11 protein-coding genes are annotated in these 13,273 nt (G+C 68.3%); all 11 read left to right on the forward strand.

Annotated elements, in window-relative coordinates:
• Window positions 1-166: 166 nt before the first annotated feature.
• Genes RH91_RS12930 through RH91_RS12980 form a run of 11 tightly spaced genes read left to right on the forward strand, consistent with a single transcriptional unit; the run spans window position 167 to window position 13,170 of the window.
• Entirely contained in the window at window positions 167-1,318 is a 1,152-nt protein-coding gene (locus RH91_RS12930) for an aromatic ring-hydroxylating oxygenase subunit alpha (RefSeq protein ID WP_010163221.1), read from the forward strand.
• On the forward strand, window positions 1,315-2,565 hold the full coding sequence (locus tag RH91_RS12935) for an aminotransferase class I/II-fold pyridoxal phosphate-dependent enzyme (RefSeq protein WP_010163222.1): 1,251 nt from the start codon (window positions 1,315-1,317) through the stop codon (window positions 2,563-2,565). The genes RH91_RS12930 and RH91_RS12935 overlap by 4 nt, the downstream gene beginning before the upstream one ends.
• A complete protein-coding gene (locus tag RH91_RS12940; protein WP_010163224.1) occupies window positions 2,562-3,974 on the forward strand; it encodes an FAD/NAD(P)-dependent oxidoreductase in 1,413 nt (470 codons plus the stop codon). The genes RH91_RS12935 and RH91_RS12940 overlap by 4 nt, the downstream gene beginning before the upstream one ends.
• Window positions 3,967-5,127: an NAD(P)/FAD-dependent oxidoreductase gene (locus tag RH91_RS12945; RefSeq protein WP_010163226.1), complete on the forward strand. Its 1,161-nt coding sequence runs from the start codon at window positions 3,967-3,969 to the stop codon at window positions 5,125-5,127. Before RH91_RS12940 ends, RH91_RS12945 begins: the two co-directional genes overlap by 8 nt.
• Complete coding sequence (locus RH91_RS12950; protein WP_010163227.1) at window positions 5,124-6,380, forward strand: sarcosine oxidase subunit beta family protein; 1,257 nt, start codon at window positions 5,124-5,126, stop codon at window positions 6,378-6,380. The genes RH91_RS12945 and RH91_RS12950 overlap by 4 nt, the downstream gene beginning before the upstream one ends.
• The gene (locus tag RH91_RS12955; protein WP_010163228.1) at window positions 6,380-6,643 is read left to right on the forward strand and encodes a sarcosine oxidase subunit delta; all 264 of its coding nucleotides are present in this window, start codon (window positions 6,380-6,382) and stop codon (window positions 6,641-6,643) included. The genes RH91_RS12950 and RH91_RS12955 overlap by 1 nt, the downstream gene beginning before the upstream one ends.
• On the forward strand, window positions 6,640-9,423 hold the full coding sequence (locus tag RH91_RS12960; RefSeq protein WP_010163229.1) for a 2Fe-2S iron-sulfur cluster-binding protein: 2,784 nt from the start codon (window positions 6,640-6,642) through the stop codon (window positions 9,421-9,423). Before RH91_RS12955 ends, RH91_RS12960 begins: the two co-directional genes overlap by 4 nt.
• Window positions 9,416-9,850 (forward strand): sarcosine oxidase subunit gamma, encoded by a 435-nt coding sequence (locus RH91_RS12965; RefSeq protein WP_010163230.1) that lies wholly within the window; start codon window positions 9,416-9,418, stop codon window positions 9,848-9,850. Before RH91_RS12960 ends, RH91_RS12965 begins: the two co-directional genes overlap by 8 nt.
• A gap of 1 nt (window position 9,851) precedes the next feature.
• The gene (locus tag RH91_RS12970; RefSeq protein WP_010163231.1) at window positions 9,852-11,168 is read left to right on the forward strand and encodes a spinster family MFS transporter; all 1,317 of its coding nucleotides are present in this window, start codon (window positions 9,852-9,854) and stop codon (window positions 11,166-11,168) included.
• Window positions 11,165-12,028: a formyltetrahydrofolate deformylase gene (purU, locus tag RH91_RS12975; protein WP_010163233.1), complete on the forward strand. Its 864-nt coding sequence runs from the start codon at window positions 11,165-11,167 to the stop codon at window positions 12,026-12,028. Before RH91_RS12970 ends, purU begins: the two co-directional genes overlap by 4 nt.
• Window positions 12,029-12,033: 5 nt before the next feature.
• Entirely contained in the window at window positions 12,034-13,170 is a 1,137-nt protein-coding gene (locus RH91_RS12980; RefSeq protein WP_010163235.1) for a DUF3089 domain-containing protein, read from the forward strand.
• Window positions 13,171-13,273 lie beyond the last annotated feature (103 nt).

Genomic DNA, 13,273 nt, shown 5'->3' on the forward strand with positions numbered 1-13,273 from the left:
GGACCGACGGCGAGGTTCGTCGCGGTTTTCGCATGGGTGTATGCGCAAATGGAATTTTCCGGGGGTGGTCCGCGCATGTCACACCCTGCATACGGGGCAGGAGCACGAGCGCGTGGACCTTTCAGGTGTTGCATCATGGGTTGGGTCGCGCCGCGCCGGGCATTCGTTGCCGCAGGACCTGTATCTTAGCGCCGAAGCCTTCGATTTCGATCTCGCCGCGATCTTCGGCACGTCGTGGCTGCTCGCCGGTTTCACCGCCGAAGTAAAGCAGCCGGGCGACTATCTGTCCTTCATGGTCGGGCGTTGGCCGGTGATCGTGGTGCGCGGGCGCGACGGGGCGTTGCGCGCCTTCCACAACAGCTGCCGCCACCGCGGATCAATTTTGTGCAAGCCGGGCGCGGGGCACGCGCCGCGGCTGACCTGTCCGTATCACCGATGGAGCTATGGGCTCGATGGGCGGCTGCTCGCGGCGGGGCGGATGCCGGATGATTTCGACAAGACCGATTATGGGTTGAAGCCGGTGCATCTGGAGACGATCGCGGGGGCGATCTTCGTATCGCTGGCACAGGTTCCGCCGGATATCAGTATCTTGTGGCGTGATCTGACGCCTTTGCTCGAACCGCACAATCTGGAGCGCGCCAAGGTCGCGCACAAATCCGTGCTGGTCGAATATGCCAATTGGAAGCTGGTCGTCGAGAACGGTCGCGAATGCTACCATTGCGCGAGCGGTCACCCCGAGCTGGCGCGGACCTTCCCGGTCGGCGCAACAAAGTATTTTGATCTCGAAGCCGCCGCAGCGCGACTGTTCACGGAACGGATGAATGCGATCGGGCTCCCAACGGGGCCGGTGGGCGAGGACTGGTGGCAGGCGGTCCGCTTCGCGCTCAACGATGGCAATGTCGCGATGACGACCTCGGGTCAGTTCGCGGTCAAGAAGCTGATGGTCGAGGCGGGTGGCGGCGATGCGGGGTCGCTACGTTGGGCGGTCGAGCCCAACAACTTCTGTCATTCGACCAGCGATTACACCTTCGCATTCAATGCGATGCCGGTGTCTCCGGGGGAAACCCACGTCGTCTCGACCTGGCTGGTGCACGAGGACGCGATCGAGGGCGTCGATTACGATATCGACGAGCTGACGCATCTTTGGACGCAGACCAACCTGCAGGACAAGGCGTTCGCCGAGGACAATCAGGTCGGTGTGTGGTCGCCGGGCTATACGCCGGGGCCGTACAGCCCGACCGCGGAATCGCTGACGCTGCGCTTCGTCGACTGGTATTGCGCGCGGGCCACCGAATATCTCGCGCGGGTCCCGGTATGACTGGGCCGCGCTGGCGCTCCGAAACGCTCGCGGTCCGCGCGGGATATGATCCGGCGGGTGCCGCCAATGCAGCGAAACCCCCGATCTACATGACGTCGACCTTCGCCTATGCCTCCGCGCGGCAGGCGAAGGACATTCACGAAGCTTATTTCGACGGCACGGGGCCGGAAGTCGGCGGCGCGGGGCACATTTATGCGCGCCTCAGCCATCCCAATCTCGACATGGTCGAGGAACGGCTGGCGTCGCTCGACGGCGCGGAAGGCGCGGCGGTGTTCAACAGCGGGATGGCAACGCACAGCGCGATCGCGCTCGCGCATCTGCGACCGGGCGACAGCGTGGTGTTCGGGCGGCCGATCTACGGCGGGACCAACGGTCTTTACACCGGGTTGCTGCCGGGGTTTGGGGTGCATCACGCGAGCTTCACCGACGGCTGTGATCGCGCAGACGTGATGTCGGCGGTCGAGGCGGCACTGGCGGCGGGGCCGCTCAAGCTGATCGTCGGCGAAACGCCCGCCAACCCGACCGCGGCGATGGTCGACGTCGCACTGCTGGTCGAGATCGCCGATACGGTCGGCGCGCGGACGGGGACGCGCCCGGTCGTCGTGATCGACAACACGCTGCTCGGGCCGATGATGCAGCGACCGATCGATCTTGGTGCGGATCTCTGCATGACGAGTCTCACCAAATATTGCGGCGGACACAGCGACTTGCTGGCAGGTGGTGTCACCGGGCGCGAAGCGCTGGTCGCGCCGCTGCGGCTGTTGCGCACCACGCTTGGGAGCCATCTCGACCCCTATACGTGCTGGCTGATGCTGCGCTCGATGGAGACGGTGCACCTCCGGGTCGAGCGGTCGATGGACAATGCGCGTCGGCTTGCCGAGGTCCTGCGCGACCATCCCAAGGTGGCGAGCCTCACCTATCTCGGTTTCCTTGCCGAGGGCACGCCCGCTCGTGCGGTCTACGACAGGCAATGCAAGGCGGCGGGTTCGACCTTTTCCTTCGCGGTCGTCGGCGGTGAGGCGGAAGCGTTCCGCTTTCTCGACCGGCTCGAATTGCTACGCTTTGCGGTCAGCCTCGGCGGGTCCGAGACGCTCATCACGCATCCGGCGACGACGACCCATTATGCGATCAGCCCCGAAGAACGCGCAGCGGGCGGGATTACCCCCGCCACGCTGCGGCTGTCGGTCGGGATCGAGCATGTCGACGATCTGATCGCCGATCTCTCCCAGGCTTTAGACGCGATATGAAGATCCTCGACCCCCACGCCATCGACGGCAAGATCCCCGCGCCCGACGAACAGTTCGACCTGATCGTGGTCGGCGCGGGTCGGGCTGGCCCGACGACCGCGATCCGCGCTGCGCTGAGCGGTGCGAGCGTGCTCCTGATCGACGAGAACCCGGTCGCGGGCGCGATGATCGGGAACGACGTGCCGCTGTTCTTCGGCGGTCGTGCCACTGCGGCGGTGCATCATCCCGACCGGCTGGTCGAACAGCTGTTCCGCGCCAATCCCGAACTGGAGGCGGCGTTCGATGCCGGGGTCGATGTGCGGCTCGGGACGGTCGCCTGGGGGCTGTACGTGCCGAATGCCGCTTTGCGGGCGCTGCCGGGGCCGTTGCTCGGGATCGCGGATGCCGAGGCGTCGCGGATGGTCGGCTTCCGGCGGTTGGTGCTCGCGACGGGCGCGCGCGATATCGCGATGGCGTTTCCGGGGTGGGATCAGCCCGGGGTAATGGGGGCGCAGGGATTTGCTGCGCTGCTGACCCGCTACGATGCGCTGGCGAGCCGGCGGATCGTGATCGTCGGATCGGGCGATCTGGCGCTTCAGACCGCGCGGCTGGCGCTGGAGCGGGGGATCGAGGTTGCCGGGATCGTCGAGGTCGCCGATCGGATCGACGGCGATCCGGCGCTGGCCGAGGCGCTCGGGGTGCCGATGTTCCTCGCGCACACTATTGCGGCGACCGATGGCGGGATCGACGGGGTTGAGCGCGTGACGGTCGCGCCGCTCGAAGGGGGCGGCGGACGTACTGTGCTGGCGTGCGATACGATCGTCTTCGCGATTGGCGTGACGCCCGCGACCGAACTGATCGAGGCGGCGGGGACGGTCGCAAACGGGCTGGTGCAGCTCGTGGGCGATAGCGCGACCGTAGTGTCGCCCAGCGACGAACGGCTGCTCGACTGGTCTGCCGGGCTTGGCCGTCATGCCGCCGCAGAAACGGTCGTCTGCCAGTGCGAGGCGGTCACGCGGGCAGACCTGCTCGGCGTACAGCCGCCGCGCTACCTCGACCGGCCCGCTCAGCTGGCGACCCGGTCGCTGGCGACGCTGCTGGCGGATGGCCCCGCGCATCCAGACCAAATCAAGCGGCTCACGCGCGCGGGCATGGGGCCGTGCCAGGGACGGCGCTGCCGTGAACAGGTGCGGTGCCTGCTTGCGGCAGAGCAAAACGTCCTGCCATCCGAGGTCCCGGTCGCGAGCTTCCGCGCGCCGGTTCGCCCGGTGCCGCTCAGCGTGCTCGCTGACTGGACCGAGGGCGCCGAGATGACCGCCGGTTGGGACGTCTGGTTCGGTATCCCGACACAATGGACGCCCTATGCGGTGATCGGCACGCCGGAGGAGGCGGAGCATGTCACCGGTCTCGGCGGGACGCTGCATGTCTGACGGCGCGATGCCGCGCTCAGCTTCGGTCGTCGTGATCGGCGCAGGCGTGACGGGGCTGAGCGCGGCGTGGTGGCTGGCGCGCGCGGGGGTCGATGTCGTTGTCCTCGACAAGGGCGTCGTCGGCTGGGAGGCGTCGGGCCGGAACGGCGGCGGCGCGTCGCATTATCAGAGCCCGTTGTTCGCCGAAGAACAGCGGTTGTGGCCACAGATGGACGAGCTGCTCGGCTATCCGACCGAATACCGGCGCGAGCGGATCATCATCCAGCGCGATCCCGACCTGCTTGAGCATTATCGTGCGGTCGGGCGGATGTGCACGGCGATGGGATACCGGGTCGACGATCTGGATGCGACGCAGGCGCAGGCGATGGTGCCGCTGACCGATCACACCTGCCTGGGCGGCATCCATTTGCGGTTCGGTGGCCACGCCAATCCGCAACGTACAGTGCAGGCCTATGCCTGGGCGTTGCAGGATCTTGGCGGACAGATCCTGCAACATTGCCCGGCGCTTTCGATCGAGACGCGCGGCGGGCGCGCGAGCGCAGTCGTGACGCCGCGCGGCACGATCGAATGCGATGCGCTGGTCGTCGCCTCGGGGCCGCAGGCCGAGGCGTTGGTCGCGCCGATCGGGATTCGCTTTCCGCTCGCCGCCGCGCGCGCGGAAATGATCGTGACCGAGCCTGCGCCGCTGATGGCGATCGGCGGGGTCGACGGGAACGGGCTGTACGGTCGCCAGACGCTGCGCGGCAATCTCGCCTTCGGGGGCGGGCCGCATGAATGGCTGGCGACCGATCCCGCCGGGCCATCTACGCGGCCGACCTCGCCGCTGGTGCGCAACCTCGCGCGGCGCGTGGCGGAGATGTTTCCGCGCGCCGCCGGGCGCGGCGTGATCCGGTCGTGGGCGGGAATCGTCGAGAATACCCCCGACGGGCGACCGATCCTTGATCGCCCCGCCGATCCGGGCAATGTCACCGTCGCGACGATGTCCGGGGTCGGCTTCGGCCTGTCGCCCGCGAGCGGCCATGCGATCCGCGATCTTGTGCTCGACGGGGTCTGTTCGTTCGCCGACATCGGCAAGCTCGGGCTGGCACGGTTCGCGACCCTCGAACCCGACTGGCGCGAGCGGCGCGGCTGGGCGCTGGAGCAGGCGGCGTGAAGCGCTATTCGGCGCTCGCCTTGCTCAAGGCGGGGTTGACCGGGCAGCGCGGCTGGGAGCGGGCGTGGCGCGATCCGGAACCGAAACGCCACTATGACGTCATCGTGATCGGCGGGGGCGGGCACGGCCTGTCGACGGCCTATTATCTCGCCAAGGTCCACGGCATCCGCAATGTTGCGGTGCTCGAGCGCGGGTGGATCGGCGGCGGCAACACCGGGCGCAATACGACGATCGTGCGCTCCAACTATCGGCAGAAGCCGCTTCACGACCTGTTCGATTTCGCGCTCGGGCTGTGGGAGGGGATGAGCGACGAGCTCAACTACAACGTCATGTTCAGCCCGCGCGGCGCGCTGTTCCTCGGCCATTCCGATGGCGACATGACGCAGCTGGCGCAGCGGGGAGACGCGCTGCGTTGTTCGGGGATCGACGCGGACCTGCTGTCGCGCGACGATGTGCGCAAGCTCGTGCCGTTGCTCGATATGTCGGAAAGCGCGCGCTTCCCGATCCACGGCGGGCTGATCCAGCGGCGCGGCGGGACCGCGCGGCACGACGCGGTCGCCTGGGGCTATGCGCGCGCTGCGGATGCGCTCGGGGTCGATGTGATCCAGCAGTGCGAGGTCACCGGCTTCACCCTGGCGGGCGGTCGCGTGACTGGCGTGGAAACCACGCGCGGGCAGATCGGGGCGGGGCGGGTCGGCATCTGCGTCGCGGGAAGCAGCGGGCGGGTGGCGGCGCTGGCCGGGCTCACGCTGCCGATCGAGGCGCATACCCTGCAGGCGTTCGTGACCGAGCCGGTCAAGCCGATGATCGATACCGTCGTCATGTCGCAGTCGCTGCATTGTTACATCAGCCAGTCGGACAAGGGCGGGATCGTGCTCGGCGGCGATCCTGACCAGTTTCCGAGCTATGCGCAGCGCGGGCTGCCGGTCCGGCTCGAGAAAGCGGCGGCGGAGGCGATCGCGCTGGTGCCCGCGCTGTCGCGGTTGCGGATGGTGCGGTGCTGGTCGGGGACGACCGACATGAGCTTCGACGGATCGCCGATCCTCTCGCCGCTGCCGGTCGACGGCCTCTATCTGAATGGCGGCTGGTGTTACGGCGGGTTCAAGGCGACGCCGGGATCGGGCTGGTGCTACGCGCATCTGCTCGCGACGGGGACGAGCCATCCGCTCGCCGCACCGTTCGCGCTGGATCGCTTCGCACGCGGGGCGACGATCGACGAGGCGGGAGTCGGCTTCATGCCGCAATTGCGCTGATGCTGCTGATCGACTGTCCTTATTGCGGCGAACGCGCACAGGTCGAGTTCGTCTATGAACGCACGCTCGATTCGATCGTGACGCCCGGCATGTCGCCGGAGGTGGCGGTTGCCCGGCTATATGCGCGGGCCAATCCGGTCGGGCTGGATGACGAGCTGTGGCGGCATGCTTACGGCTGTCGGCAATGGATCGTGCTGCGGCGGCACCGGCGGAGCCACGCGATTGCTTTGGTCGTCGCCTATGACCCGGCGCTGCTGCCATGAGTGGCCGACGGATCGGCGGCGCGCAGGGGACGCTGCGCTTCCGCTTCGACGGGCGCGCGATGCTCGCGCGCGAGGGCGACACGCTCGCTGCGGCGTTGCTCGCGAACGGGGTGATGCTGGTTGCGCGAAGCTTCAAATATCACCGTCCGCGCGGCATCATGGCGGCGGGGGTCGAGGAACCGAACGCACTGGTGACGGTCGGCGAGGGCGGGCGGACCGAGCCCAACACATGCGCAACCGACGTCTATGTCTATAATGGGCTGGTCGCGCGGAGCCAGAATGCGTGGCCCTCGCTGGCGGTCGATCTCGGCGCGGTCAACGGCCTGTTTGCACGGTTTTTGGGGGCGGGGTTTTACTACAAGACGTTCTTCGGGCCGCCGTCGCGGTGGATGGTGTATGAGCGGTTCATTCGGCGGGCCGCCGGGCTGGGCAAGGCCCCGACGCTGGCGGACCCCGATCGTTTCGAGCATCGCTCGGCGTTTTGCGATCTGCTGGTTGTCGGGGGCGGTGCCGCCGGTGTCGCGGCGGCGCGAGCTGCGCTTGTGGCGGGCGAGCGGGTGATGCTGGTGGAGCAGGATCGCGCCCCCCATCTGCTTTCCCGCGAAAGCGGGAATCCAGAGTCGCACACGCAGCGCTCGATCCCCTGGGCCCCTGCCTTTGCAGGAGCACGGACGGAAAATCTGCGCGTCCTCACGCGCACCACCGCGTCCGGCTTGTGGGACCACGGCTTTGCCACGCTTGCCGAACGCCTCGTCGAACCCGGCCAGCCGCCTGCGCCGGGCGAGCCCGTGCAGCGCCTGTGGCATGTCCGCGCGCGCAGGATCGTGCTGGCGACCGGCGCGATCGAGCGGCCGCTGACCTTCGCCGGGAACGACCGCCCGGGCGTGATGCTGTCGCAAGCAGTCCGCAGCTATATCGAACGGTTCGGCGTGCTCCCGGGGCAGCGCGTGGTGATCGCGACCAACAATGATGATGCCTATGCAACTGCCGATGCGGTTCGCGCCGCCGGCGGCGAGGTCGTGGCGATCCTCGACAGTCGGGAATCGTGTCCGGCGGGTGGGAATGCAGCGTCCTTTACCGACGCGCACGTCCTCCAAGCCCACGGCGGCGCGGGCGGGCTTAAGGCTGTCGTCGCAAGCATCGGCGGCAGGACGCAGCGCTTCGAGGCGGACCTGCTCGCCATGTCGGGCGGATTTACCCCCGTCGTCCATCTCCACAGCCAGGCGGGCGGCACGCTGGATTGGCGCGAGGACCTGCAGGCGTTCGTCCCCGGCGCGTCGGCACAGGCGGTGTGCAGCGTTGGTGCGGCGGCGGGCGACATTCTGCCGATCGCCGCCACCACCGCGGACCTGACCGATCCCAAGCACAGTTTCGTTGATTTCCAGAACGACGTGACCGCCGCCGACGTCGATCTCGCCTGGACCGAGGGCTATCGCTCGGTCGAGCATCTCAAGCGGTACACCACGCTCGGCATGGCGACCGATCAGGGCAAGACGAGCAACATGGCGGCGCTCGCGCGGCTGGCGCAGACCGGCGGCGTCACGATCCCGCAGGCCGGGCTTACGACGTTCCGCCCGCCGTATACGCCGCTGACGCTGGGTGCGCTGGCGGGGGCGGATGGCGGTGGGCATGCCGCGCCTGCGCGGCGGCTGGCGTTGTGGGACTGCCACCAGCGGCTCGCGCCGATCTGGCAACCGCTCGGACTGTGGCATCGCCCGCGCGCCTACCCCTTGGCGGGCGAAACGCTCCACGCCGCCGCGATGCGCGAGGCGCGCGCGGTGCGGATGGCGGCGGGGATCGTCGATGTCTCGACGCTTGCCAAGTTCGCGGTGAAGGGGCCGGATGCGGCAGCCTTGCTCGAACTGATCTGCGCAACGGGGATCGCCAAGCTGGCGGTAGGACGGGGGCGCTACACCTTCATGCTGCGCGAGGACGGCATGGTGCTGGATGACGGCACCGTCTGGCGGCTGGGCGAGACCGAGTATCTGCTGACGAGTTCGACCGGCGGGGCGGACCGGATGGAGGCGCATCTGAGCTACGTCCACCGCGTGCTCGCGCCGCAACTGCGCGTATCGGTGGTGATGCAGCAGGAGCATTTCGCCGGGATCGCGCTGGCGGGGCCGAAGGCGGCGCGGCTGCTGGGCGACGTCACGGGGATTACGCCGCCCGCGCACATGGGGCTGGCGCGCGGGGTGATCGCTGGCGTGGCCGTGCTGGTGCTGGCAGCAAGCTACAGCGGCGAGCGCGCGTTCGAAGTCTCTGCCGCGGCGCATGAGGCCGGGCCGGTGTGGGATGCGCTGGAGGCGGCGGTGCGCGGGGCGGGCGGATGTCCGTACGGACTGGAAGCGCTCGAATTTCTTCGGATCGAAAAGGGGCACGTCGTGGTCGGCGCGGAAGCCGATGGGCGCACCACGCCGGGCGACTTGGGGTTGGGGCGGATGCTGCGCAAGGCGGGTGGGTTCGTCGGCGCGCAGGGGCTGATGCGGCCGGCGCTTCATGCCGCAGACCGGCTGCAGCTCGTCGGGCTGACGTCCGACTCGCCGATCCCCGAAGGCGCGATGCTGGTGGCGGCGGAAGGCGGTGCGGCGCAAGGGCACGTGACCTCGGCGGGGCCGCGCGTGCTGGAGGCCGGATCGGTCGCCATCGGGTTGCTCGCCAGCGGTGCGGCGCGGCTTGGCGACACGCTGGTCGCGACGTCGCCGACCCGTGGCTTGCGCGCGACGGTCACGGTCGTCGCGCCCGTGTTCCACGATCCCGAAGGAGCGCGGTATCGTGATTGATGCGCACGTCGCCTTTGCGGCCGCGCGGGACATCGTTGCGGTCGACCTGTGGGACGGCATCTTGCCAATATTCCCCGGCGCTCGCGCAGTTCAGGTCGAGCCGAACCGCTGGTGGCTGATCGACGCCGAACCGGACGCCGCTGAAATCGCCGAGGTGATCGCAGATCGCGGGGCCTGCACCGCCATCGGCGGCGGCTTCGTCCGCGCGACGCTGTCCGGACCCGGCTGGCGTGACCTGCTGGGCGTCAGCGGGTTCCTCGATACCAGCGCGCACGCCCTGCCGCCGGGTGCGGTCGCGCGCACCGTGCTGCATCACGTCGCCGTAACCGTGCTTGTCACGAGCGAGTCGGGATGCGAGGTCTATTGCGCCGCCAGCTATGCGCAGACATTGGAAGCGCTCTGGCATGGAGCCACCGGGGGAAAGTGATTTGACGACCGAGACGCGACCAACCCTGTCCCCGGCGCGCTGGTATGTCGTCACGATTCTCGCTCTCGTCTACGCCCTCAACATCGCCGACCGCTACGTTGTCTCGACCGTGCTCGAGCCGATCCGCAATGAGTTCGGGCTGAGCGATACCGGGGTCGGCTGGCTGACCGGTGTGTCGCTCGCGATCTTCTACATCTTCGCCGGGCTGCCGATCGCGCGCTATGCCGATCGGGCGAACCGCCGCAATATCGTGGCACTTGCGCTGATCACCTGGTCGGGGATGACCGCGCTGCTCGGGATGACGCAGAATTTCTGGCAGTTCCTGCTCGCGCGGATCGGGGTCGGGATCGGCGAGGCGGGATGCACGCCGCCCTCGACTTCGATCATCGCGGACAATTTCCCGCGCGGGCGACGCGCATACGCGCTCACCCTGTGGGCGCTGGGTCTCCCACTCGGCGCGTGGCTCGGCTCGAGCGTGGCGGGGGCGATCGTCGATCATTTCCACAGTTGGCGCGCGGCGTTCATCGCGCTCGGCGTTCCCGGCGTGGTGTTCGGCGCGATCATCCTGCTGACCGTGCGCGAGCCGATCCGCGGGCGGTTCGAGCTCGTCACCGAGACCAGCGAACCCGCCGCCACGTTCGGCGAAACGTGCCGCTTCCTGTGGAGCCAGCGCTCGGCGTGGCACATCAACGCGGCGGGCGCGGTGATCTGCCTGTGGGGCTGGGGGATGCTGTTCTGGATGCAGACCTATTTTGAACGCGCTTACGGCCTGTCCACGTCGGACGCGGGCGCGCGGCTGGGGACGATCTATTTCTGGGCGGGAACGCTCGCGACGGTCGCGACCGGCGCCTTGCTTGCCTTGCCGCAGATGCAGGATGCCAAACGGATCGCGTGGTTTCTGGCGGGAATCACGATCCTCTCGACGATCCCGTCGTTCGTGATCTTCTGGACGCATTCGCTCCGCGTCGCGACGATCATGCTGTGGCTCGTGATCCCGTGCGTTTACCTTTATATGGGGCCGACGATGGCGTTGCTGCTCAACTTCCTGCCGCCGACGATGCGCGCGCAGGGGATGGCGATCAGCCTGCTCGCCGCGAACGTCTGCAACCTCATCATCGCGCCGACGGCGGTCGGCTGGATCAGCGATACGCTCGCGGTACGGCTCGGGAGCAACGCGGAATCGCTGCGCTACGCGTTGCTTGCGCTGTCGCTGACGGGGTTCTGGGCGGGCTATCATTATCTCACCAGCGTGCGGACCTATGACAGCGACGACGTGCGGCTCGGCTTTCCGGGCAAGACGCCGGCGTTAGAGGCATGAGCGGCGCGGCGCAGTTCATCCTGATCCTGTCCTGCCCGGACCGTCCCGGGCTGGTTGCGGCGGTGTCGGCACATATCCATGCGTGCGGCGGCAACATCCTCGAATCGAGCCAATATACCGACCCGGAGAGCGACCGCTTCTTCCTGCGCACGAGCTTCGTATTGGCGGATCCGATGGAAACCGAACGGCTTGCGGCGGGCTTCGACGCCCTCGCCGGTGCCTACGAGATGGACCTGACGCTGCGCCCCCGCGCCGCGCGGCAGCGTGTGCTGATCCTCGTCTCCAAGTTCGATCACTGCCTCGTGGACCTGCTCTATCGCCAGCGGATCGGCGAGCTCGACATGGACGTCGTCGGGATCGTCTCGAACCATGCACGCGAAGCCCTTGGCAGTCCGGACCTCGGCGCGATCCCGTTCCATCATCTCCCCGTCACCGCCGCGACCAAGCCGGCGCAGGAAGCGCGGATCATCGCATTGCGCGACGAAACCCGCGCCGATCTCGTCGTGCTGGCGCGCTACATGCAGATCCTGTCGGACGATCTTGCGACCGCGCTGTCAGGCAAGTGCATCAACATTCACCACAGCTTCCTGCCCGGCTTCAAGGGTGCCAAACCATACCATCAGGCGCATGCGCGCGGCGTGAAGGTGATCGGCGCGACCGCACATTATGTCACCGCGGATCTCGACGAAGGCCCGATCATCGAGCAGGATGTCGAGCGGATCAGCCACGCCGACACGCCCGACGATCTGGTCCGCAAGGGCCGCGATATCGAGCGACGGGTGCTGTCGCGCGCGGTTGGATTGCATCTGGCGGGGCGGGTGCTGATGAACGGCGCGCGCACCGTGGTGTTCAGGGACTGACGGTCATGCTGCTCGCTCTCGCTCTTGCTGCCACACCGGTCGACTATGCGCGCGGGGACGCCTGGCTATGCCGACCGGGCCGGACCGACGTCTGCGCGGCCGACCTGTCGGTCACGCGTATCGACGCCACCGGACAACCGCGGGTCGAGCGTGCGCCGACGCGGCGACCGGCTGACGTCGATTGCTTTTATGTCTATCCGACGGTGTCGCTCGACCCCGGTGGAAACAGCGATCTGGAGCCCGATCGCACCGAACGCGGGATCACCGAAGCGCAGTTCGCGCCCTTCCGCAGCGTGTGCCGGACCTTTGCACCGCTGTACCGGCAGGTTACCTTGACCGCGCTGCGTAAGGGCCTTGGCGGCGGCGGGATCCCGGGCGATTTCAACTTGGCGTATGGTGATGTTCGGGCCGCGTGGCAGCAGTATCTGGCGCACGACAATCGCGGGCGGCCGTTCGTGCTGGTCGGGCACAGCCAGGGATCGTTGCTGCTCAAGCGGCTCGTCGAGGAGGAGATCGACGGCAAACCCGTCCAGCGCCGGATGCTGTCCGCGATCCTGCCGGGCACTGCCGTGCTCGTGCCGACCGGGCGGGATGTCGGCGGGAACTTCCGGGCGGTGCCGTTGTGTCGCAGCGATGGGCAGATCGGGTGCGTCGTCACCTGGGCGAGCTATCGCGCCGGCACGCCGCCGCCCGCGAACGCGCTGTTCGGATCGTCGCGACGTGCGGGGCTGGTCGCGGGGTGCACCAACCCCGCGCGGCTGGCGGGCGGTGTCGCACCGCTGGATGCACGGTTCGGTGCACCGTGGTGGAAGGGCGGAGTCGCGCAATATGCGCCGCCGGCGGCGGGATGGAGCGTTGCCGGGAAGCCGATCACCACACGCTTTGTCGCGATGCCGGGATTGCTGTCGGGCACCTGCACCACCTTTGGCGCGGTGTCGTATCTCTCGGTGACGGTCGGCCCCGGATCCGCACTGGACCTTGCCGAAGCTGTCGCCGGCACAGCAACGATCGGCGACGCGGCGTATCCCGACTGGGGGTTCCACGTCGTCGACAGGGCGATCGTCCAGGGCGATTTGCTCGATGTGGTCCGGCGGCAGCGGCGTGCGTACGCGCGCCGCCGCGCCGGGACCAGGGCGGGGTAACGAGGCTTGCGCTGCTTCCCCGCCTAAGGCCGGGGCCCAGTAGCGAGACGTAACGGACCGGCTGGCTGCGCTTCGTTACCTCGACCACCGCGACTGGGCCCCG

This window comes from Sphingomonas sp. PAMC 26617, assembly GCF_000242835.1.
Classification (GTDB): domain Bacteria; phylum Pseudomonadota; class Alphaproteobacteria; order Sphingomonadales; family Sphingomonadaceae; genus Sphingomonas.